Source organism: Mesorhizobium sp. Root552 (genome assembly GCF_001427285.1).
Lineage (GTDB): Bacteria > Pseudomonadota > Alphaproteobacteria > Rhizobiales > Rhizobiaceae > Mesorhizobium.
Map to the genome: position 1 here is coordinate 22,528 of NZ_LMFV01000020.1, position 23,533 is coordinate 46,060.

The window sequence follows — 23,533 nt, forward strand, 5'->3', positions numbered from 1 at the left end:
CTTCTCCACGCTTATCCGAAACGAAATTACCGCAGCACCTTATAGCGAGACGCCTCATTCCGCTCGACTAAGGGCCTCTTTCCCACAAAGATTTTGTTCTCTATATGTTCTATTAATACCCTTTGATCGAGTCAAGAAAATTTCACCTGGTTGAACCGATCCATCTGCCCGGCCCTTGCTGTGGACAGGTGACTTGTCTTGAGATGCTGGTTTGACCCGCTTGATGCCCCTATATTGAGGCCATGTTTTGTAAATCGGCATCGGCCCTGACTGTAGCTCTATTCTGCGTATCGAGTACTGCTTGGGCGGACTCCGTTTCCAACGGCAGTTCCCGCACCACTCTGCCCGGAGTGATGGATGGCTATAGCATCGTCAAACCGCTTGATGCAGAACCGGATGATACGGTTCCACAGGGCAAGTCAGGCCAATTCAAGATCGGAAATGTCGATGTACGCATTTCTGGCGATGTCACCATTGACGTGGGAGTTGGCTCGACCCGACCGCCAAACCGCTGACACGACCTCACCCTCTCAAAAAGTGGGCGCCTGAAATGAGTAGCCCCGCCGCTGCCAGAGCAGAATGACGGGGCTTTGAATGGGTTCAACCCATAGTGTCGGGAGCATTTCACCGACTTTTTATCTTCGGATGCTTCGCGGATTCAACCGTCGATCCGACTATGGTTTCTGATTGTAAGGGAAACGATCAAACCGGACCGGGAACCAAGGGCCTTGGTTTGGTTTCGTGCTGATCGCGGCTCTACTCGGCGTAGAGCCAGATGGGACTGTCCGGTGGAGTCATGCCTCGCTCCTTCTGTCCGTTGCACATGGTGTCCGGAAGCGCTTCATTCGCTGGTCTGCGGCGTCTCGCAGACTGCCTGCCGGTTGCGAAGATCGCCGTTTGGCGATCAGCTTTCCTGACTTGCCAAGACTGGTCCTTCCTGGCACCTGCGTCAACCTTTTGCAGGCATATCGACCCAAAAGTGATCCACTGTAACATGAATCCGTATGGCCGGTTTTGTCAGTAGCCTGTTCATTTTTTGTTCTTTGCGCTTGCCCGCTGTCCTGAAAGACGCTTAAACGCTGGCGGGGAAGTGCGGCTTCTCTCGAAACCGCGTAGAGACGACCTATATTGGCGGAAGGCCGGGATAACCCGCCATTCCGAGACATCATGATCTGAGGCGGCGGACCGGCTATGGCCGACCAAAAATACATTTCCATTCGCGGTGCACGCGAACACAATCTGAAGAATGTGGACCTCGATTTGCCACGCGATTCCCTCGTGGTGATGACTGGGCTTTCCGGCTCCGGTAAATCGTCGCTCGCCTTCGATACCATCTATGCCGAGGGGCAGCGGCGCTACGTCGAGAGCCTTTCTGCCTATGCGCGCCAGTTTCTGGAGATGATGCAAAAGCCGGACGTCGATCAGATCGACGGCCTGTCTCCGGCTATTTCCATAGAGCAGAAGACAACGTCGAAGAACCCGCGCTCGACGGTCGGCACCGTTACCGAGATATACGACTACATGCGCCTTTTGTTCGCGCGTGTGGGTGTTCCCTATTCGCCGGCTACCGGGTTGCCGATTGAAAGCCAAACGGTGAGCCAAATGGTCGACCGTGTGCTGGCGATGGAGGAAGGCACGCGGCTCTACATCATGGCGCCGATCGTGCGCGGCCGCAAAGGCGAGTACCGCAAGGAACTCCTGGAACTGCAGAAGAAAGGCTTCCAGCGCGTAAAGATCGACGGGGTCTTCTACGAGATCGCCGAAGTGCCTGCGCTGGACAAGAAATACAAACACGACATCGATGTGGTGGTGGACCGGATAGTGGTGCGCCCCGACCTCGCTACCCGACTTGCCGATTCCATGGAAACGGCGCTGAAACTGGCTGAAGGGTTGGTGGTGGCGGAGTTTGCCGACAAGCCGCTGCCGGCAAGCGAAACCTCGGAAGAATCCGCCTACAAATCCAAGAACGAGACGCACGAGCGGGTGCTGTTCTCGGAGAAGTTTGCCTGCCCGGTGTCGGGATTCACTATTCCCGAAATCGAGCCCAGGCTGTTCTCCTTCAACAATCCATTCGGCGCCTGTCCAACCTGCGATGGCCTGGGCAGCCAACGCGCCATAGATGCCCACCTTGTGGTTCCGGATGAAAACGTGTCGCTGCGCGACGGCGCGATCAGTCCGTGGGCTAAATCCACGTCCCCCTATTATTCCCAAACGCTCGAGGCTTTGGGCACAGTCTACGGCTTCAAGCTGGGTGACAAATGGAAAGACCTTTCTGACGAAGCCAGAAGCGCGATCCTTCAAGGAACGGATGAGCGCGAGATTGCCTTCCAGTATGACGACGGCCTGCGCTCTTACAAGACCACCAAGACGTTTGAAGGCGTGATCCCGAACCTTGAGCGGCGTTGGAAGGAAACCGAATCCGCCTGGATGCGGGAGGAAATCGAGCGCTTCATGTCCGCCACCCCCTGCCCGGCCTGCAATGGCTATCGCCTCAAGCCGGAAGCACTGGCGGTAAAGATCGGCGGCAAGCATATCGGCGAAGTGACACAGCAATCCATTCGCAATGCCAACAGGTGGTTCGCGGACCTGCCGACGCAGTTGAATGACAAGCAGAACGAAATCGCTGTGCGTGTCCTGAAGGAGATCCGCGAGCGGCTGCGCTTTCTCAATGATGTTGGTCTGGACTATCTGACGCTGGCGCGCAATTCCGGCACGCTTTCTGGCGGCGAAAGCCAAAGAATAAGGCTTGCTTCGCAAATCGGCTCGGGCCTCACCGGCGTGCTTTATGTGCTGGATGAACCGTCCATTGGTCTGCACCAGCGCGACAATACACGCCTGCTCGATGCGCTGAAGCACCTGCGCGATATCGGCAACACGGTCATCGTCGTCGAGCATGACGAGGATGCCATTCTTCATGCCGACTACGTCGTCGATATCGGCCCTGCCGCCGGCATTCATGGCGGACGCGTCATCGCCCAGGGCACGCCGCGCGAGGTCATGGCCAATCCGGCCTCGATCACCGGCAAATATCTGTCTGGCGAACTGGAGATCGCAACACCAGCCGAGCGTCGCCCCGGCAAGAAAGGCAAACGCATCAAGGTGGTGGGCGCACGCGGCAACAATCTGAAAAACGTAACGGCGGAAATCCCGCTTGGCACCTTCACCGCGGTGACCGGCGTTTCAGGCGGCGGCAAATCCACCTTCCTGATCGAGACGCTGTTCAAGGCCGCATCGCGCCGCATCATGGGATCGCGCGAGCATCCGGCCGAACACGACCGGATAGAAGGACTGGAATTCCTCGACAAGGTCATCGACATCGACCAGTCGCCCATCGGCCGCACACCGCGTTCCAATCCCGCCACCTATACGGGTGCCTTTACGCCAATCCGCGACTGGTTCGCCGGTCTGCCGGAAGCGAAAGCGCGCGGCTATCAGCCCGGCCGGTTTTCCTTCAACGTTAAGGGCGGCCGCTGTGAAGCCTGCCAGGGCGATGGCGTCATCAAGATCGAGATGCACTTCCTTCCCGATGTCTACGTCACCTGCGACGTCTGCCACGGCAAGCGCTACAATCGCGAGACGCTGGACGTGATGTTCAAGGGCAAATCGATCGCCGATGTTCTCGACATGACCGTAGAGGAAGGCGTCGAATTCTTCTCTGCCGTTCCCGCCGTACGCGACAAGCTGGAAACGCTGAAACAGGTCGGGCTCGGCTACATCCATATAGGCCAGCAGGCCACGACGCTGTCTGGCGGCGAGGCGCAACGCATCAAGCTCGCCAAGGAACTCTCGCGCAAGGCGACCGGCAAGACGCTCTACATCCTCGACGAGCCAACAACTGGCCTGCATTTCCACGATGTGGCGAAGCTGCTCGAAGTGCTGCATGAACTGGTCGAACAGGGCAACACCGTGGTTGTCATCGAGCACAATCTGGAGGTGATCAAGACTTCCGACTGGGTGCTCGACCTAGGTCCCGAAGGCGGTGACGGCGGCGGCGAACTGGTGGCCTCCGGCACGCCTGAAGCGATTGTCGCCGAGCCGAGGAGCTATACAGGACAGTTCCTGAAGGAGCTGCTGGGGAGAAGACCGGGCGGCAAGAGGGAAGCGGCTGAATAGGGCGCGATGTCCAAGAACGTTGTCTTTCGCCCAAGACCAAGAGGGATACTGATCCTTGACTAACCCTGGAAAAATCCGCGCCGGCATGGGTGGTTGGACCTTTGAGCCTTGGGATACATCGTTTTATCCGGACAAGCTTTCGAAAGCCAAGCAGCTGCAATATGCTTCACGGCAAGTTCCGACCATCGAGGTCAACGGCACCTACTACTCGTCCTTCAAGGAGCCCACATTCGTCAAATGGGCGAGTGAATCGCCGGACGGCTTCGTGTTCTCGCTCAAGGGCAACCGGTTTGTCACGAATCGCCGCGTGCTCGGTGAAGCGGGCGAATCCATGATGCGATTCCTGGGTTCCGGCGTTGCCGCGCTTGGTGAGAAGCTGGGACCGATCCTTTGGCAGTTCGCGCCGACAAAGAAATTCGATCCCGACGACTTCGAAGCCTTCCTGAAATCGCTCCCGGAGAAACAGGATGGCGTGAAGCTCAAGCATGCGGTCGAGGTACGCCACGACAGCTTCGCGGTGCCGGAATTTGCTGTGCTTGTCCGTAAATACAACGTAGCCATTGTCTACGCCGACCACGAGAAATATCCGGCGATTGCCGATGTCACTGGCGATTTCGTCTATGCCCGACTGCAGACCGGCAAGGACGATAATCCCGACTGCTACGAACCGGACCGGCTGGATCAATGGGCCAAACGGGCGAAGATCTGGGCGGAAGGCAAAGAGCCAGACGACTTGCCGAAGTCGGATCAAAAGACCTTAGCGCCAGTTAAACCTCGCGAGGTGTTTGTCTACTTTATCACCGAGGGCAAGGTGCGAGCGCCGTTCGGGGCGATAGCTTTAATGAAGCGGGTTTCCGAAGCCTGAAACCCTTTGGCAAACTGAATCTAAAAGCGGGTACAACCCATTATTTTAATTACGAAAAACTGATAATAAAGCTTCGAAAGCACTTATAAGGGCGGTCCCAAAGTACCTGGTCCTGATCAAGCGCCGCGGGCGACTCGTTCGATCTCCTCACGCACCAATCTCTCAACGAGCGTCGGAAGATTGTTGTCGAGCCAATCCTGCAACATCGGCTTGAGCATTTCCTCGGCCATGTCGTCAAACGTCTTCTTGCTGCGCGTGGCGAAGGCCTCCGACAACTCACCGAAAGCAGCGGCAACTTGTCGGCTGGTTTGCTCGGATACAATCGCCAACCTCGAAGAAGATGCGTCGGCAGCCGGCTCGAGATGATCAACCTCGGCCAATCTTGAGGTCAGATTTTCTAACGGCTCGTTGTGGATGACCGGGACAGCCACATCGGCTTGGACGCTTGAGCTGCTGTTGGCAGCGGCGCCCCATGGCTGTTCATCAGCCAGAGGAGCCTGAACTGCGTCTGCAATCCCAGCCTCGCGACTTTCGGTTGTGTCGACTACCTCGCCCAGAGACGACGTACTGTTAGAAGGCAAATAGGCCGGTTTCTCGGTAGCCAATTGCGCACCAACCTCAGCCAACGTAACGTGGGGCCGCCGCCCCTCCGTCAGCGAGGCGGCTCCAACCTGCTCTACTGGCCGCACCGCCGGTTTTACTGCGGCCAGTACCTCCGCTTTGGACACTTGAGGTTCGGTTCTCAATTCTGCGCGGAAGGCTTCGACATCAGCAGTCGTTCGCTTTGCTGCAGGCTCGACGTCCTGGGCGACACCAGCAACATCATCAGGTTTGCGGCCGGTATCGCTGTCTTCGATGATCCTTCTGATCGAAGCCAGGATTTCTTCCATGGAAGGTTCGCGCTGAGCGCTGCTTGCCGTAGCCATTGTCACTTCCGCCGCCCCCGGTGCCCGTTTCGCCAGCCAACCGCAGCTGTGTCCGAATCACGAAGCAAGCGTAACCGACCAACGACCTTCCGAGAATCCCCAATGTGGAACCCGGTCGAATTTCAACAGATTACCGTCTGAAAGCACCCCGAAGAGAGTTCATGGACGGACAAAACGCCCCACGGCGACCAGATATCAGGGGCATAATGGTACTTTGTATAACGCATGACGGCGACAGAAAATCTGTCGCCGTCATGGTTCAATATCCAATATTTACAGTGAGTTAACGCCCGTCAGGCGTGCGAAGGCCGAACCACTTGTCCTTGACCGCCTCGTAATGTTCCTGAGGCTGGTACTTCGTGACCTGCAATCCCAGCCGCTCGACCGACAACCGTCCCATCGCCTGAAGGATTGCATAGCTTGCCAGCACCACGTCCCGCTCCGATCCCGCCAGATTGATCTTGGCGCTGATCACGTCAGCCTGCGCGTTGAGCACGTCAAGCGTGGTGCGCTGGCCGACATTGCGTTCCTCGACCACACCGTTGAGCGCCAGTTGAGCGGCATTGACCAAGGCACGGTTGGCAACGACGCCTTCCTTGGCGGCCGCATAGGATGTCCATGCGGCAGTAACAGCCTGACGAACCTGGTCACGGCTTACATCCACCTCAATGCGGGCCTGGCTGAGGGATTCCTTGGATTTGCGTACCTGCGCCGACGTACGGCCGCCCTGATAGATCGGGATATTCAAGGTAGCGCCGATATTGGCAGAAGTGGTCTCGCCGGTCGACAGTGTCGACGCTCCTGAGGAACTTACATGTGTCTGCGAAATGCCTGCCGAGGCCGTCACGGACGGAAGCAACGCACCTTCCGCGGACTTGACCGAGAAGGCAGCTGCATCCACCAGATGACCCGTGGCAAGGATTGCCGGGTGCTCCGCAGAAGCAACGGATACTGCCGAATCCAGGCTTGAAGGGATTTGCTTGCCCAGCGGCGCGGCTGCCTTCAGTTTGCCAGGCTCTTCGCCAACCAGTTGGTGATAGATTGCTGCGCTCGCGAGTGCCTGAGCACGGGCGGCGCTCACCTGCGCCTCGGCCCCGGAACGGGCGGCATCGGCCTGCGCGACGTCGGTGCGGGTGCCCTCGCCAACATCAAAGCGCGAGCGCGCAGCACGTGCCTGTTCGTTCAGGAACTGCAGGTTCTGCTGGGTCAGAGCCGCGACCTGCCGGTCGTGGATCACGTTCATGTAGGCTTGGGCGGCGCTGAAAAGGATGTTCTCTTCCGTATTGCGCAGGCTTTCCTGCGAAGCGCGAACGCGAGCCTCGGCTGCCGCGACATTGTTCTTGGTCTGGAAGCCGTCGAACAGCATCTGGTTGATCTGCACACCGTAGCTGCCGGTGGTCAGGCGCGAGGTGCCGGTATCACGGCGCGTATTGGTATAGTCGATGCTTGCAGAGGCACCAACAGTCGGGCGCCATCCGGACTTGGCGATAGCCACGTCCTCATCGACAACGCGAACGCCGGCGCGAGCCGAGTTCAACTGCGAATTGTTCTGGTAAGCCTTCGACAAAGCGCCGGTGATGGTCTCCGCCGAAACCGACAATGACGAAAGCGCGGTTGCAGAGACAAGCACGGCAGCAAAAATGGTCTTGCTAAAGGACGGCACGTCGACCCCTCAATCATTTATTCAACAGAGCCGCGCAGCCCAAGAATGCTCTTTTGTAAAGCAATCCCGGCCGCGCCCCCATTCCCACATCGCCGCCCGCACAAACCAAGCGGCTCAGAAACGACTTGCTAGCCTAGGCCAGCATGACATCGCGTCTGCTGCAAGAAAAATTCGATCAGAACTCAAAAACTCGGATACGTTCGAATCCAGGTAGTGGCTTAATTGCCGCATTAAATGCACGTCTACCCGTAACAATACCAGAGGTCTTAAGAAAAACACGGGCGACACCGGCATTTCCGCGCCCCTCTACTGCAACCAGCCGGCCTCCCTCGGCAAGCTGCTTGAGAAGCGTTTCAGGAACCTCTTCCACGCTGCCGCCGATAAAAATCACATCATACTGCGCGTTGGCGGCATATCCGTCGCGCAGTGATCCGGTAACCACGGTGACATTGTTGCAGCCAGTTTCTGCCAGCGCGGAAGTTGCACGCGCCGCCAATGCCGGGTCACTTTCCAGTGCAACCACCGAACGCGCCAACCTCGACAAGATGGCAGCCGAATAGCCGGTTCCGCAGCCGACATCGAGAACAGAATCATTCTCATCGACTTCCGCTAATTGCAGCAGCCGGGCAAGGGGTGATGGCTCCATCAGAAAGCGCGGCGAATCCGGGCCAGCTGCTATGCGGATATCCTCGTCGATATAGGCGAGGTCGCGAACGGCAGGATCGACAAAAATTTCACGAGGCACGTCTAGGAATGCTTCGATCAACGGAGCGCTGGTCACGTCGGTGGTGCGAATCTGCCCGTCCATCATCTTCACGCGACGTTCGGTGAAATCAGCGCTCATATCCAAGCCGCCTCGCCCTTCGCGCAGTGTGCGCCATACTCAAGCCGAAACGTCCCACTTCCCGCAACATGCAGGAATTCCGGAATTTGGAGGCCTCGCCCGGAATCGAACCGGGGTGCAAGGATTTGCAGTCCTCTGCGTAACCACTCCGCCACGAGGCCTCATTCTTCGGGCGTTCCAAGGCGCTTCAATAGGTTGGCGGCAAAGTGGCGTCAAGCGCCTCCAAACTCATTCCCAGCGCTTTCGTTCTCCTGCCCGCATTATAGTGCCGGCGTACACGATAGGCCGGCACGACGCCGGGTTCGCGTGAATCGAGCGGCCTCGGTCGATCACTGCGATCACAAAACCGTTACCACTGGAACCGTTTGAAACGGCACCCGTTTTTTTACAGGCAACACTCTCAGGGAGGCGTCTATGCGTTACATGAACCTAGTCACCCTAGCTCTCATCATCATTGGCGGCCTGAATTGGCTGGCGATGGGCGTTTCGGGTTTCGATATCATCGGTGCGGTCTTTGGTGGTTCGGGCACCGTAGTGGCCCGCGTCGCTTATGTGGTCGTCGGTCTTGCCGCCATTTGGCAGCTCATGCCCGGTTTCCAGAGCTTCACCATGGGCGAAGTCGACGCCGAACGGCACATGCATCACCAGTGAATGCGGCTCTTGGGGGCGGCAGGCCAATCCTGCCGCTTCCTCTACAGGCCCGAATAGCAGGTAGCTCCTTTATCGACCGGGCCTGCGGCGGCGTTCCCACCAAACGGCAAATCTTCGGCGCCAACGTCGGACCGTAGCAAATTCGTAAGACAGCACCAACAGTCCCAGCGGCACCATCCAGAACCCCAGCACGGGCAAGAACCCGAAAATACCTAGAACGATCAAACCAACGCCGATGACGATGCGCGCCCGGCGCGAGCGCGGCATGTTGAACTCATGCCCGAAGACATAGATTTTCCTTGCTGGCTCTGGCTGATTTTCGTCCTGCGAAACCATCTCACCCTATTCCAAACACAGCTTGGCAATCCCTTTCCAGGGCATACATGCAGTGGCCGGCATGCCAATATGGTCGCCGCAATGGGATATTGCGAGAAAGGCCACGCCAACAACCGCAAAAAAATGCAATTTGCTTCTTTGCAAAGCCGAAAGGGGTTTGCTATAGGCTGCCCCGTTCGCATGAGCCTGCTGTTCCCCGGTAGCTCAGTGGTAGAGCAACCGGCTGTTAACCGGTTGGTCGCTGGTTCGAATCCGGCCCGGGGAGCCATTCTTTTCAAAGGCTTAGCAAAACCCAGTAAATCCACAAAACCTGACTAGGTACGCTATAGGTACGGAAGCGGGCTTTGCTTGCCTTTCTCACCTGTCGCCCATTTTAGCCGCGCCGGAGAACGGGAGGGGTCGAAATGAGGGCACCAACAAGCAAATTTGCTAGTGCCGCCCTAGCGCGGCGATGCGGATTACACAATTGATGCGAATCATCGGGCGGACTTCTTTCGTCGAACGGGGGCCAAGCCTCTTACGGACCACGCTGCCCGGTGAAGCGACGCCGCGACGCCTTGCAAGGCAGAGAACCTAAAGGCGCGGTCGCCCGTTGGTGTGCGGCACACGACTTCCGGTTCCTTGCCTGTCCTTGGGTCTGCATGGGCGGACGACAGCCAATGCGCGAGGCAATGCCGGATATCGGCAAGGGGCACTATCTCAGCATACAGCGCCTCGAACTCCGGAGTAGATGGTTCGACCGCGCGCCAGCGTGACCGCAGGGGTGCCGTTGACGATTTGGGTTCGGGATTGATTGCCGCGATACGGTCGCGGATGGCTGCTTCCAGATATCCCCACGATAGCAGCACTTGGCCCACGGCGGCCATGAGGTCACGCATGTCTGGATCGGAAGCCGGATTGTCAGTCATGCTTGTCGTTTGGCCTGCCGTCACATCAACCGTCTCAACTCCAAGCGACTATGGCCGACCGCGTCGCTCTCAACAATGGGCCAGCCCCGGCAGGGGATTGCCGGCTCGCAGTGACCGCCGGGAGAAGGCATGGGCGCGGACCGCGCGATGGTCCGTGGACCCGGCTCCGGAGCAGGCCCCACCCCCCGGCCTGCCCCGGCACGCGCGCAGTTGGTCACACCCCCGGCGAGCACAAAGCGGCGGTGTTTTGGGCTTTTTGACCGTTTCGTCAAACGAGAGAAGGCGGCGCTGGCGGCGTTTCTTCGGTTGATTGCTTCCGCATGATATCCACTGCCGGTCTGCTGGCTATTGAACTGCCTTTTGCTTTGGCCAATGGTGCGGTGACAGCGAGGGGCAATCGGCTGCTGTAGCGCGATGATTCGCCATATATCCCTTGCCTGAACTGCAAGTGCCGGGGGACTGTCATGAATGAGCAACCAAGATCGCTGGATCAGCAATCCGGCGTCGAGGCGAAGACCAACGCCATTCGTGAGTTGCTGGCACAGTTTCGGGCCAGCGCCAGAACCGAGCGCGAGAAAGGCAACTATTTCGAGCGGCTGGCGGTCGATTTCATCAAGAACGACCCCGGCATGGCGCAGGAATATGAGGATGCCTGGCTGTTCTCAGATTGGGCGGCAAGTCACGGCGTTGACGGGCGTGACACCGGCATTGATGCGGTCGCCCAGGTTCGCGGCGAAGATGCCGTCTGCGCCATCCAGTGCAAATTCTACCGGGAAGGCCACCGCATCCAGAAAGCCGATATCGACAGCTTCTTCACCGCATCCGGCAAGCGCCAGTTCGGCCGCCGTCTCATTATAGACACCACCGACGCGCCGTGGAGCGCCAACGCGGAAGCCGCCCTTGACGACCAGTCGAAGCCGACTTCGCGCATCGGCCTCGACCGGCTCGAAGAAAGCCCGATTGACTGGTCGGCCTATTTGTTGCGCGACGAGATCAAAGTCGCAGCGGCCAAGCAAATCCGACCCCACCAGCAAGATGCGCTGGCTGCTGTCCGTGCCGGATTGGCGGAAGATGATCGCGGCAAGCTCATCATGGCCTGCGGCACCGGCAAGACCTTTACCGGCCTCAAGATTGCCGAGGACATGGCCGGACCCGGCAGGATGGTGCTGTTCCTGGTGCCGTCTCTGGCCCTGATGAGCCAGACCATCCGGGAATGGACCATTGATGCCGTGGTCCCGTTGCGGGCCTTTGCTGTCTGTTCCGACGTGCAGGTGGGCAAGCGCCGCAAGGCAGACAACGACATTGCCGAGATAGAAACGCACGACCTCGACTATCCGGCAACCACCGATGCCGCCAAGCTGGCGCAGAAGGCTACCCAGCCGGCAGCCGACCGCATGACGGTGGTGTTTTCCACCTATCAGTCGATACAGGTCATATCGGACGCGCAGCAGAAGCATGGCCTGCGGGAATTTGACCTCATCATCTGCGACGAAGCGCACCGGACCACCGGGGCGACGCTGGACGGCGAGGACGAAAGCAACTTCGTCAAAATCCACAACCAGCAGTTCATCGCGGGCAGGAAGCGCCTCTACATGACCGCCACGCCGCGCGTGTTCGGTGATGCCATCAAGAGCAAGGCCAACGAGGCATCCGCCGTGCTGTGCTCGATGGATGACGAAGCGCTTTACGGCAAGGTGCTGTTTGCACGTGGGTTCGGCTGGGCGGTCGAGAACGGCCTTTTGACCGACTACAAGGTGCTGGTGCTGGCCGTTGACGAACAGATGGTCAGCGGTGGCGTGCAGAAGCGGCTTGCGGACGGATCGTCCGAACTCAAGCTGGACGACGCCACCAAGATCATCGGCTGCTACAAGGCGCTGACCAAGCATGGTTTGAAGAATGAGTTGCTGACCGATCCGCAGCCCATGAAGCGGGCGCTGGCCTTCTGCCGGGATATCGCCACGTCCGAACTGATTGAGGAAGAATTTGCTGCGGTCGTCTCGGAATATCTGGCGTCCGATGAGGGCAAGCAAGCCGAGGGCAACGCCAAGCCGCTCGAATGCGAGATTGAGCATGTGGACGGCACCTTCAACGCCAAGGCGCGGACCCGCCTGCTGGATTGGTTGAAGGAGGACCACGGCAACCATGCTTGCCGTATTCTCACCAATGCCCGCTGCCTGTCGGAAGGCGTGGACGTGCCGGCGCTGGACGCCATCTTGTTCATGCACCCGCGCAAGTCGCAGATCGACGTGGTGCAGTCGGTCGGCCGCGTCATGCGCCGCGCCCCCGGCAAGAACATGGGCTATGTCATCCTGCCGATTGGCGTACCGGCAGGTATGACGCCGGAAGAAGCGCTGAACGACAACGAACGCTATCGGGTCGTCTGGCAAATCTTGAACGCGCTGCGCTCCCACGACGAGCGCTTCGACGCCATGATCAACAAGGTTGACCTTGGCGTGGACGTGTCCGACCACATCGAGGTCATTGCCGTCAGCAACAAGCTGCCGACCAGAAATGACAGCAAGACTGGCGGTCCCGGCATCGGCCACGGCAGCGCCGCCGGCGAGGATGACGAGCGCGAACCGGGCGACACCAAACCCACCGGGCCGGCCCAAGGCTCCTTTGTCTTTGACGAGTTCTCCAAGGCCATCATGGCCAAGATCGTCAAGAAGTGCGGTCGGCGCGACTACTGGGAGGATTGGGCGACCGACATTGCCAAGATCGCCCAAACCCACATCACCCGCATCACCGCGCTGGTGGAAAAGCCCGGCACGTCAGAGCGGACGGCGTTCGAGGCGTTCCTGGCCGAAGTCCGGGACGATTTGAACGACAGCATCAGCGAGGGCGAAGCCATCGAAATGTTGGCACAGCACATCATCACCCGCCCGGTGTTTGAGGCGTTGTTCGAAGGCTACAGCTTTGCCCAGCACAACCCCGTGTCGAAGGCCATGCAGACCGTTCTGGCAAAGTTGCACGAGCACAATCTGGCGAAGGAAGCCGAAAGCCTGCAAAAATTCTATGAAAGCGTGAAGCGCCGCGCCGCCGATATCGACAAGGCCGACGCCAAGCAGAAAATCATTGTCGAACTTTACGACAAGTTCTTCCGCAACGCCTTCCCGAAAATGACCGACCGGCTGGGCATCGTCTATACGCCCGTCGAGGTCGTGGACTTCATCATCCATTCGGTCAACGAGGTCTTGCAATCCGAGTTCCGGCAGACGTTGGGCAGCAAGGGCGTCCACATCCTGGACCCGTTCACCGGCACCGGCACTTTTATAACTCGCCTGCTGCAATCCGGACTGATCAAGCCGGACGAGTTGGAACACAAATACCGGCATGAAATCCACGCCAACGAGATTGTACTGCTGGCCTACTACATCGCCGCCATCAACATAGAAGCCGCTTATCACGGCGTTGCCGGCGGCGACTATGTGCCGTTCGAGGGCATTTGTCTCACCGACACATTCCAGCTTTACGAGCAGGATAAAGACCTCATCAGTGACCTGATGGCCGACAACAGTACGCGCCGCTCCCGGCAGAAGGAACTGGATATTCGAGTCATTGTCGGCAACCCGCCTTATTCCGTGGGGCAAAAGAGCGAGAACGATAACGCGGACAATCTGAGTTACCCCAAGCTGGATAGCCGCATCCGCGAAACTTACACGAAGCAATCCAAGGCGACACTGGCGAAGGGACTTTATGACAGTTATATTCGGGCCATTCGCTGGGCGAGTGACCGCATAGGCGATGCAGGGGTGGTCGCCTATGTCTCCAATGCTGGCTGGCTAGACGCCAATACCGCTGACGGCTTGCGCAAGTGCCTTGCCAACGAGTTCGCCAGCATTCATGTCTTCCACCTGCGGGGCAATGCGCGCACGTCCGGTGAACAGCGTCGCAAAGAGAAGGACAATGTATTCGGGCAAGGCAGCCGCACGCCAGTTGCCATCACCTTGCTGCTGAAGAACCCGAACGCCGCCAAGCAAGGACAAATCCGCTTCCACGATATTGGCGACTACCTAACCCGCGAAGGAAAGCTGGCCATTGTGTCGCGCTTCGGCAGCATCGGCGGCATCAACAAGGTCGGAGGGTGGCAGGCGGTTACGCCGGACGAACATGGCGACTGGCTCAACCAGCGCGACGGTAGCTTTGAAGCGTTTCTGACCTTGGGCGACAAGAAGGGCGACGACGCAAAACTGTTTGATAATTTCTCACAAGGGGTTCTGACTGCACGGGACGCTTGGGCCTACAACCCGAGCCGAAAGGTGGTGGCGGAAAACATGGGTGCGATGATCGGTGTTTATAACAGCGAATTGGACCGCTTCAACGCCGCCCACCCCTATGAAGACCGTAAGGCACGCGATTCCGCCGTGGACGGGTTCATTAATACCGACCCCAGCAAGATCAGTTGGACGCGGGCGCTCAAAGGCGATTTGGTCAAAGGAAAGAACTTTGACTTTGACGAGGGTTGTCTGACGCCGAGCTTGTATCGTCCTTTCACAGGGCAATGGCTCTACTTCAGCCGCACCTTTAACGAAATGGTCTATCAGATGCCGCGCATATTCCCGAGCACTGAAGCGGTTAATCGGGTAATAATGGTCAAGGCAAAGTGGCGTGATGGCTGCCTCGCCCTTATGTCGAACAAAGTCCCGGCATTTACTCCGGATGGCGGGGAGCAGTGCTTTCCCCGTTACCTTTACGATGGTTACATAGAACCGACGGGCTACACTGCCCAAGGCGGCCTATTTGCTGCCGCGTCAATCGTACAGAGCGGCCAACGCGATGCCATCACCGATGAAGGACTGGCGCATTTCCAAGCCGCCTATCCAGGCGAAGCTATCACCAAGGATGATCTGTTCTATTACGTCTATGGCTTGCTGCACTCGGAGGACTATCGCGCTCGCTTCGCTGACAACCTGTCCAAGCAGTTGCCGCGCATCCCTGCGGTAAGAACGGCATCTGACTTCAGGGCCTTTGTCGCGGCGGGCCACAAGCTGGGCGACCTGCATTGCGATTATGAGCAGGTCGAACCCTATCCCGTCACAATTGCCGAGGGCGACCTGCGACTTGCAAACATTGCCGACCCGGAACGCTTCTACCGGGTTGAGCAGATGAAGTTCGCCGGCAAGCGCCCAAACCTCGACAAATCGACCGTGATCTACAACGCCAACATCACCATGACCGGCATTCCGCTGGAAGCCTACGACTATGTGGTAAACGGCAAGCCCGCGCTCGAATGGGTGATGGAACGCCAGTGCGTAAAGTCCGACAAGGCCAGCGGCATCGTCAATGACGCCAACCGCTACGCCATTGAGACGGTCGGCAACCCTGCCTATCCACTCGAACTGTTCCAGCGCGTCATTACCGTCAGTCTCGAAACCATGAAAATCGTGCGGTCGCTGCCGACGCTCGATATAGCATCCTAATGGTGAAAATCTGACGTTTGCGGAATTCCTATTCCAACCCCTTCTCTCGAAGGTTCGCGCCCCTTTGTCGTAGACGTCATGACCCATAGCGGGACATTCTGGAGCACGTTGGGTGGCGGGCTTTTCAATGCTCGGTGCTGGGGTGGAATGTCCGAACGAAGGTAGTCGGCTATGCATCCTGACCGGCACCCCGCACCAAGCCGGGGTTCCGAGAACTAGCGCTCGTGGACAAAGGGTATCCATAGTTTGACTGCAGCGATGGCGACGAAACCGAGATACGATTCCTTGGTCTTGTCGTATCGGGTCGCAACGCGCCGCCAGTTCTTGAGCTTGTTGAAGAGGCGCTCGATTTGATTACGCCATTTGTACTTGGCTTTGTCATAAGGGATGGGCTCACGCCGGTTGCTTTTTGAGGGGATGATGGCCACGACGTCAGCGCTGGCGATCTCTTCGCGAATGGCGTCGGCGTCATAGCCCTTGTCGGCAAGGAAGGCCTCGATCCGGTCGGAAATCATCCGGAACAATGGCGCAAAGCCTTGGGTATCGTGCGTTTGTCCGGGCGTCAGCACGAAGCCGAGCGGGCGGCCTTTTGCATCGCACCGGGCATGGAGTTTGGTGGTGAAGCCGCCGCGCGATCGGCCAAGCGCCTCGGTCTCCTGAGTCCCCTTTTTATGCCGACCGCACAATGATGTGCCCGGACAACGGTGCTATCGATCATGTCGGCGCTTCGATCCCGCTCGACCAGTTCGGCCAGCGTTTCGAGCATGGCCTCGAACACACCGGTCTCGACCCAGCGCCGGTAACGGCGGAAGACGCTGTTCCATTTGCCGTATTCATCCGGCAGGTGTCGCCATTGCGCTCCGGTGCGCGCCATCCACATCATGCCCTCGAAATACCTTCGATTGTCCTGAGCAGGACGGCATCCGCGCCCTCGTTCAGCAGGCAGAAGCGGACCGATCAGCGCCCATTCCCCGTCCGTCAATCCAATCCGTTCGCCCAAGGCTGCCTCCAAAGGGAAGCCATCAAAACCAGATTCCGCAGTCAACCTTTGTCCACGAACGCTAGCGGCGAAGAGACCGACGCGTGGGTTACTTACGGCTATCTCCTAGGTGAGCTTTATGACACGGGCGCTTTGCCTTCATCGTTTTCCGGCTCATAATGACTTGCGGGTATTCTGACACAGTTCTAGCTTGGGCTACCACCGCAGGGGGAGAATCGGTGCGCCCGCCAAAATTTGCTTGGCCCGATACTGACGGTAGTCGGGGAATACTGATGTTCGCTCAGCAAATGAGCGAAATGCTGACACTGAACACCTTCGAGAGTTTCCGGGTCTACTCCCTCGATACGATCGCAAGACTCGGTGAAGCTCTGGAGCTTGTCGATGAGGTAAAGCGGGGTCGCATACCGCCTGCCACCCTGACGCCAATCTACAACGAACTGGCCTGGTCGTTCTCGAAGGACGAGGCAGCAAAGCTCCTTGCGGCAGATGAGATCGAGGCCCTTCTGCTTATCCTGCGGCAGCCGAACAGCGTCCGGATGGGTGACTTCGCATCCCGCATCAAGTTGATCCAGAAACTTGTCGTTCCTAGATACAAGGAGCGGCTTGAGGAACTTATCCTTAAGGTTTTCGGTGATCCAAAGCGCAGAACCGAGCTTAGGAAGCTTGTCGGCTTCTATTGCAGCCACATCATAAATCTTGGCTATCAGCGAAGGTTTATATTCGAGCTGGTTCAGTCCTACTTTTTCGCTCATCCGATACAGCGAGCACGATCAGCCACTCTCTCCAAGTTTTTCAGGGAGTTCGATGGCAGAGCTAAAAAATTCGTAGTACATGCGGCGGTAACCCGTGATCTCGCCCAATATCTCAAGGGATTGGGTTTCACCGTCAGGGATATGTCTTTTCTTACCGCCGACCAGGCGGCTTCCCTTTCCTCAAATACGAACGCCGCCGGCCTTTCCATGGCCCTCGAATGCATCTCCGAGCAGTTTGACCCTCATGGGGCCATGACCGAGGTGTTCCAAATGCTAAGCTCGCAGCGTGCGATTGCTTACCTTGATCCTCATGGGATGCGCTCCGAGTGGGGCGAAACCATGCACGTGGCTCGCGCCCGGGCGAAATCGGGTTCGACCGTAACCAGGGGCGATTTTCTTGTAAACATCTCGCCCCGAAAGGTGCCAAGTTCGGGCAACAGGCTGCGGAGCATAAGAAACTACGCCAGAAGCATTGCCACCCGGTTTGACGAACCATCTACCGAGCGACTGCTTAGTTCGATCAACACAGCCGCTCTTGCACGGACCTCTGTCAATCCCGAGAACCAACTCATCTCCTTCTGGTCAGCGATCGAGGTTCTGCTCAGTGAACCGAGGGACGACCCTCGGATTGTCCACTATGCCTCACTTATCGTGCCCTGCATTGCGCTCCGCCACACCAGGAGGCAAGTGACGGCGGTGTACGACGAGTTGCTGGTGACTTACCGCAGCCGCTTCCGGAGGCTGGTTTGGGAAACCGGCTCAAGTAAAACCCTTCCCGCGGCGAAGGCGTTCGCCGAGTTGATGTTCCTGCCGGAGTACGCGCCTCTTCGGACAAAGCTTTGCGGTGTACTGGCTGAAAGCCCCCTCGCCCTGCATCGGGTCTGGAAACTTCATCGGGACTATCGGGACGTGAAATGTGTCCATCGCACGATCACGGATCACTTCAACCGCGTAAATTGGCAGATTAATCGGATTTACAGGGCGAGAAACCAGCTCGTCCACGCCGGCCGAATGCCCTCCTATCTGGAGTCCCTCATACTCAACCTTGCGGAATATTACCGATCATCCGTTTCTACGATCATCAGCCGGGCGCGGGTGGAAGACGAACTATCAGATATCGACCAGATCGTTGCCGAAATCGGCATTCGATATGAGATCATGAGAACCAAGTTGAGTCACCGCCCAGCCAATGACGCCCAGATTACGCCGGACGACGTTGCGATGATTATGGATCACTGACTACCAATATCAATTAGACGCGCTTAATCCATCCCGCTGCGTGCCGTACTTGGCCCCCCATTTTTCAGACGGCCATCGGCATTCCATCTGCACCAGCATGTGCAGGGCTACCCCGCCCACGCCGGATCGAAGTGGAATCCCTACAGACAAATAAGGCGCATATTCCGCATTCCGACAGAGCCGCGCCCAGATTCTCCGCAAGCAGCCCGAGCAAACAAGTGGCTCGCAACTTGCTCGCTCAGTCGTGATCCACCGATCTTTTTCTGGGTGGCAAAGTACAACGCCGGCCTACTTCATCTAATAGTCAATAGTCCGCTTGTAGCGCCACCTCGACCTACGGTGTCGCCGAGTGAATGGCTGCCTTCGAGGAGATGCGAAGGCGCTCGCTATGGCTGACCTAGCACGGGAGCGGAACGGCCGCTTTTCCATAGCCGCGTTCCAGGATCGAATAGCGCTTTTGTTGTGCGGATTGGCAGTAGCGTCAAAACGTATGCTGTTAAGCGAGCAACCAAAATGTTAATCATTTGTAGTCAGAAAGGCTCGTGTCAAAAAGTGAACCGCCGTGGCTCGTAGCGACCTTCTTTTGTCGATTGTTCGCGCCGGTGCATCCGGCGACCGGGCTGCGCTGCGCTCGTCCGTGGAGGCTATCGTCGCGGAAGAGCGCGGCAAGAATCATCACATATTGGCTGATCGGCTCCAGCGTGCGCTGAACGCTGTCACGGTGACGCCGCCGACAATGGCTCACCCGTCTGCCCAAGCCGGCAAAGACACCATTCTTGAGTCTACGCCGCGCCAACGGTTGGACGATTTGATCCTGCCCTTACCGGTGAACCAGCAGGTCAAGCAACTTGTTGAAGAGCAGCACCGGGCAGATTTGCTTCGATCGCATGGCATGCAGCCACGCCATCGCGTCCTGCTTTCAGGCCCCCCCGGCAACGGAAAGACCTCTATCGCGGAAGGCATGGCCGAAGCACTTGCGGTCCAATTCTTCACCGTTCGGTATGATACGTTGGTCGGCTCCTACCTTGGCGAGACCAATACTCGCCTCGCTCGGCTATTCGACTACGCACGCACCGTGCCATGTGTTCTATTTTTTGACGAATTTGATTCGATCGGTAAAGAGCGCGGAGACAGCCATGAGACCGGCGAAATCAAGCGCGTCGTGTCGTTTTTGCTTATGCAGATCGACCAGCTTCCGAGCTACGTCGTCACCGTAGCGGCCACAAACCATTCGGAGCTTCTGGATCGTGCCGTGTGGCGTCGCTTCCAACTTCGCTTATCAATGCCGCAGCCCTCGCGGGATTCACTCGCGGTCTTGATCGATCGGCAATTTGACGCTTGGCCCGAGCCGACGGGTATAACTGCCAGGGTCTTGGCCGACAAACTTGGGGACATAAGTTTTGCCGAAGCTCTGGAATTTTGTCAGGCGGTGCGCCGGCAACATATACTTTCGCTCGCAAATCGTAGATTGAAAGATGTTCTGCAAGAGCAGATCAGTCTTTGGGCAACGCGAGTAAGACCTTTAGAAGCCGATGCCGCACGATCCGACCAAACCGCTACTGCGACTAAACGATCCAAAACCGGCTCCAAGGCGGCGCTCAGGAGGCGGAGGAGCCGCTCCCCGCAGGCTTGATCGGACTACACAAGTCCAAACCCACGGGCCGGTGTTTCACAATCTCCATAATGTCTTGGGTAGCCCAAACGCCTCGCTCCAGCTACGTGCCGACCCGAATTCCCTCGCTCCGGAACGGCTTCTGGTCTTTGAAGTCACTGGGTCCGTTGCGAACTTCGCAAAAGCGGTAGCGAGAATACCGGGGTTAGAGTTCGCTGGGGAAGAAGAGCTTGCAGCGGATGCGCTTGATGAAGCACCCGAGTTCTACCTGCTCGTGCCGCAACTTGCTGCGCTAAGGGAGATTGTCTCTCTTTGGTCGCGGTGGCGGGACAACGGCTCCGTTCCACGGAACTATACGCCGTGGCGAGACCTGTTTCTCCAGCTACGTATGGTTCGGCCTTGGGGACCAGCTGATCGCGTTACCACGTTCAATCGCGCGTACTTGGAAAGCATCGTTGACGGTGCGCCGGATAACGAACTCGTCCGAATTGAAGTCGAGTTAGTGTTCCGTCACAGCAATGCCGCCGCTATGGCTGCCGAGGCGGACGTAACTGGCCGAATAACTGAATCCGGCGGCCAAGTAGTCCACCGGTCGCGGCGAACCGAGTTCGCCTATCACGCTCTGCTCGTAGACGTGTCCGCAGCTGAGGTGCGGCGAATAGTTAATTTGGACCCAGCGTCTCTCGCCGGAGCAGATCCTGTCGTGTCGATAGTGCCGCAGAGCGTGGGAACGCCAATAGAGGCGGGCGACAGGGTGCCTGACGACATCGCTCGCGCGGTCCCAATCAATGACGACCCGATAGCGGCGGTATTTGACGCCGTGCCCGTGCAGACGCATCCGCTACTGGCCGGTCATCTCGCCGTAGACGATCCTGACAATCTTGAAGCGCAGGCGGTCGGACCTCGTGTCCATGGCACCGCTATGGCCTCGCTCACTGTTCATGGCGATTTGAATGACCCTGCCTCGCCGATCAGCCGACGCGTGTACTTCCGGCCCGTGATGTTTGCTCCAGCCTTGGGAGACGAGATTTTCGACAGTGGGAAACTCGTCATTGACGTGATCGTCGAGGCCGTCATGCGAATGCGTCGGAATGGCGGAATGAACGTGGTTGTGGTCAACCTTTCACTCGGCGATCGGACAAAACCATTTGGCGGCAAGATTTCTACCTGGGCTCGTGCTCTAGATTTTCTCGCGTATACTTATGGAATCCTGTTTCTCGTCAGTGCCGGTAACATCAATGATGGGGTGGAGCTTGGCGGGTTTCCAGACCAAGGCGCGTTCCATTCAGCTACAGCCGATGACAGGGAGAAGGCGATTTTTCAGGGGCTAGATGCGGTCAAAGCTGATCGCAGAGTGCTTGCGCCGGCTGATAGCGTGAACGCCCTAACAATCGGCTCTTGGCATCGTGATTCATCTCAGGAAGTGTTCGGTGGTGCCAGCCCATTTCCAGCATATGCAAATGTGCAAATGCCAAATCTGTCTTCGCGTCTCGGTCTCGGCGTGCGGCGCTCCACGAAACCTGAAGTCCTCCTGGCAGGTGGTCGGCAGAGGGTTCGTCTCGATCCGGTTGCGGCTCCGCCTGTCATTGTACCTCACCCCCATCCAACACGATTTTGGGGGTTGAAGGTCGCTGCTCACCCCGAAAATGGTGCAGTAGGCCTGCATTTCACTGTTGGTACAAGTGCCGCTACGGCGTTGGCGACACATTCGGCGCACCGCATTTTCGACGCACTTGAAGATGCATACCCGGAACTGATTGGTCCGATGCCGCAGGCCGAGCGAGCCGCCTTACTGAAAGCACTGCTCGTTCATTCCGCGTCATGGCGTGGTTCTGACGGCTTCATTCGACCAATTGTTGATCCAGATCTCGACTTGCACCACGAGCATTGGCGGAGAGAAGTTTGCCGATATCTCGGCTACGGTTTTGTCGACCCCGAGGATGCGGTAGCGTGCGCGGCCGATCGCGCAACCCTCTGGGCCACTGGTACTCTCGGACCGGAATCGTCGGTCACATTTGACGTTCCTCTGCCTGCGGCGATTGGGGCAAGCGCGAACCAAAGGGAGGTTCGGGTAACGCTTGCTTGGTTCACGCCGATCCGGCCGGGGCATCTGGCCTACCGCGCAGTGAAGCTGAAAATTGCCTCGCTACAAGACCCTGCTATCGAAGCTCTCGGCGTAAGAACTAGTCCGCAGCAGCCTTCAAATAGCCAATCCGAAAGCGGCACCATCGTTCATCGGAGATGGTTGGATTCGCGAATTGGGAACTTCGCTCCCGGCGCTACGTTCCCGCTGCAAATCCAGCGCGAGCGTGATCAAGGGACACCTATCGATGAGCCAATTCCCTTTGGCCTCGCAGTAACACTGGAGATGCCCGGTGCGGCGACGATCTACCAAGAGGTTCACGCAAACATTGTCGTCAAGCCTCGGGTGCGAGTCGCTGCCCAAACTTGAGACACTCTGGCGTTCTTATGCGACAGAAAAGCGGGAGTAGTGGTACCACCTTATGATGGTCGCTGCTGGCGCAACTCAACCGATCGGACGAGCGGCCTGAAGGGCAGAGAAACCATCTCTGAGCGGCCTATTCTCCAATGCAAGCAATCAGTTTTGTCCAGGCCCCGCGTGTGGGCCAGCCATTCGACAGGGGGCAGCCGCCGTCCAGCGACCTAGCTCGTGGACGACCGCTGAACAGCGTTCGCATACGCTAATGCCGGTGGCAGTCGTATTTGAATTTTGAACATACCTAGGTATATTTTCCTCCCATGTGAGATTGAGACGACAGGGGCGGACGATGGCAAGTGGCGGATTTTACAGCGACGAACAGGAAGCCAATTTCCGGGCGGCGAACGTGCTCCATCGGCGCGGCGGTCCGCTCGAAGTCGTCTGCGGGGCACGGACCCGGACCGGTGGGGCGTGCCAGGGCAAGCCCTTGGCCGGGTCCAGGCGGTGCATCAAACATTGCGGTCCGCACGCGGCGCGTGCTGTCCGGAACCGTCAGTTGGACGACATGAGGCGGGGCAAGATCACACCGGCCGAATTTGCCGCCCATGAGGCTCGCCGGGCCATGAACCGGCTGCGCGACAACTGGAAAAGTAACCCGTGGCTGGCCTGTCAGGCGAAATGAGAAATTGCCCCCCGGACGAAAGGAAGAACTGACCCCCTCTCTTTTGAGAGGACGGATAGATGACGACAGAGCTTTCGGCGAC

At 58.0% G+C, this 23,533-nt stretch carries 12 protein-coding genes, 2 tRNA genes and 1 pseudogene; 9 read left to right on the forward strand and 6 right to left on the reverse strand.

The features are described 5' to 3' along the window. The first annotated feature begins 1,191 nt into the window (after positions 1 to 1,191). On the forward strand, positions 1,192 to 4,113 hold the full coding sequence (gene uvrA, locus ASD50_RS10510) for an excinuclease ABC subunit UvrA (RefSeq protein WP_056240242.1): 2,922 nt from the start codon (positions 1,192 to 1,194) through the stop codon (positions 4,111 to 4,113). 55 nt (positions 4,114 to 4,168) lie between these two features. After that, on the forward strand, positions 4,169 to 4,978 hold the full coding sequence (locus ASD50_RS10515; RefSeq protein ID WP_056240245.1) for a DUF72 domain-containing protein: 810 nt from the start codon (positions 4,169 to 4,171) through the stop codon (positions 4,976 to 4,978). Positions 4,979 to 5,094: 116 nt separating this feature from the next. Here ASD50_RS10515 and ASD50_RS10520 read toward each other — a convergent pair whose 3' ends face one another. From ASD50_RS10520 to ASD50_RS10535, 4 genes are all read right to left on the reverse strand, one after another. Next, positions 5,095 to 5,904, reverse strand: a complete 810-nt coding sequence (locus ASD50_RS10520) for a PopZ family protein (RefSeq protein WP_056240249.1) — start codon at positions 5,902 to 5,904, stop codon at positions 5,095 to 5,097. Between the two features lie 283 nt (positions 5,905 to 6,187). After that, a complete protein-coding gene (locus ASD50_RS10525; protein WP_056240252.1) occupies positions 6,188 to 7,567 on the reverse strand; it encodes a TolC family outer membrane protein in 1,380 nt (459 codons plus the stop codon). Between the two features lie 175 nt (positions 7,568 to 7,742). Beyond that, positions 7,743 to 8,411 carry a protein-L-isoaspartate O-methyltransferase family protein gene (locus ASD50_RS10530; protein WP_056240254.1) on the reverse strand — a complete coding sequence of 223 codons (669 nt, stop codon included), beginning with the start codon at positions 8,409 to 8,411 and terminating at the stop codon, positions 7,743 to 7,745. A gap of 87 nt (positions 8,412 to 8,498) precedes the next feature. Further along, positions 8,499 to 8,572: transfer RNA gene (locus ASD50_RS10535), tRNA-Cys, on the reverse strand. Between the two features lie 253 nt (positions 8,573 to 8,825). On the opposite strand from ASD50_RS10535, the gene ASD50_RS10540 reads away from it, so the two are divergent. Further along, complete coding sequence (locus ASD50_RS10540) at positions 8,826 to 9,062, forward strand: DUF378 domain-containing protein (RefSeq protein ID WP_056240258.1); 237 nt, start codon at positions 8,826 to 8,828, stop codon at positions 9,060 to 9,062. Between the two features lie 69 nt (positions 9,063 to 9,131). On the opposite strand, the gene ASD50_RS10545 is transcribed toward ASD50_RS10540, so the two are convergent. Next, complete coding sequence (locus ASD50_RS10545) at positions 9,132 to 9,398, reverse strand: hypothetical protein (RefSeq protein ID WP_056240261.1); 267 nt, start codon at positions 9,396 to 9,398, stop codon at positions 9,132 to 9,134. Positions 9,399 to 9,591: 193 nt separating this feature from the next. Here ASD50_RS10545 and ASD50_RS10550 point away from each other — a divergent pair. Together ASD50_RS10550 and ASD50_RS10555 are read left to right on the forward strand one after the other, a co-directional pair. Next, a tRNA-Asn gene (locus ASD50_RS10550) sits at positions 9,592 to 9,666 on the forward strand. Between the two features lie 1,104 nt (positions 9,667 to 10,770). Then, positions 10,771 to 15,726 (forward strand): DEAD/DEAH box helicase, encoded by a 4,956-nt coding sequence (locus tag ASD50_RS10555; RefSeq protein ID WP_056240267.1) that lies wholly within the window; start codon positions 10,771 to 10,773, stop codon positions 15,724 to 15,726. A 215-nt stretch (positions 15,727 to 15,941) separates the two neighbouring features. Here ASD50_RS10555 and ASD50_RS24255 read toward each other — a convergent pair. Beyond that, positions 15,942 to 16,771 (reverse strand): annotated as a pseudogene (locus ASD50_RS24255) (IS5 family transposase). A gap of 251 nt (positions 16,772 to 17,022) precedes the next feature. Between ASD50_RS24255 and ASD50_RS10570 the strand changes: the two are divergent. The 4 genes from ASD50_RS10570 (at position 17,023) to ASD50_RS10585 (ending at position 23,451) form a co-directional block, all read left to right on the forward strand. Continuing rightward, a complete protein-coding gene (locus tag ASD50_RS10570; protein ID WP_156465019.1) occupies positions 17,023 to 18,717 on the forward strand; it encodes a hypothetical protein in 1,695 nt (564 codons plus the stop codon). Positions 18,718 to 19,279: 562 nt separating this feature from the next. After that, positions 19,280 to 20,350: an AAA family ATPase gene (locus ASD50_RS10575; protein WP_056240278.1), complete on the forward strand. Its 1,071-nt coding sequence runs from the start codon at positions 19,280 to 19,282 to the stop codon at positions 20,348 to 20,350. Between the two features lie 733 nt (positions 20,351 to 21,083). Next, positions 21,084 to 22,781, forward strand: coding sequence for a S8 family peptidase (locus ASD50_RS10580; RefSeq protein WP_162252005.1), 1,698 nt, complete (start codon positions 21,084 to 21,086; stop codon positions 22,779 to 22,781). 337 nt (positions 22,782 to 23,118) lie between these two features. Next, entirely contained in the window at positions 23,119 to 23,451 is a 333-nt protein-coding gene (locus ASD50_RS10585) for a hypothetical protein (RefSeq protein WP_056240285.1), read from the forward strand. Positions 23,452 to 23,533: the final 82 nt, after the last annotated feature.

What these genes read in the sequence shown, in the direction of transcription:
- ASD50_RS10570 (WP_156465019.1), top strand. Translation starts at nt 17,023, where the DNA reads ATGCTGACACTGAACACCTTCGAGAGTTTCCGGGTCTACTCCCTCGAT.
- uvrA (WP_056240242.1), top strand. Translation starts at nt 1,192, where the DNA reads ATGGCCGACCAAAAATACATTTCCATTCGCGGTGCACGCGAACACAAT.
- ASD50_RS10585 (WP_056240285.1), top strand. Translation starts at nt 23,119, where the DNA reads ATGGCAAGTGGCGGATTTTACAGCGACGAACAGGAAGCCAATTTCCGG.
- ASD50_RS10530 (WP_056240254.1), bottom strand. Translation starts at nt 8,411, where the DNA reads ATGAGCGCTGATTTCACCGAACGTCGCGTGAAGATGATGGACGGGCAG.
- ASD50_RS10520 (WP_056240249.1), bottom strand. Translation starts at nt 5,904, where the DNA reads ATGGCTACGGCAAGCAGCGCTCAGCGCGAACCTTCCATGGAAGAAATC.
- ASD50_RS10555 (WP_056240267.1), top strand. Translation starts at nt 10,771, where the DNA reads ATGAATGAGCAACCAAGATCGCTGGATCAGCAATCCGGCGTCGAGGCG.
- ASD50_RS10540 (WP_056240258.1), top strand. Translation starts at nt 8,826, where the DNA reads ATGCGTTACATGAACCTAGTCACCCTAGCTCTCATCATCATTGGCGGC.
- ASD50_RS10545 (WP_056240261.1), bottom strand. Translation starts at nt 9,398, where the DNA reads ATGGTTTCGCAGGACGAAAATCAGCCAGAGCCAGCAAGGAAAATCTAT.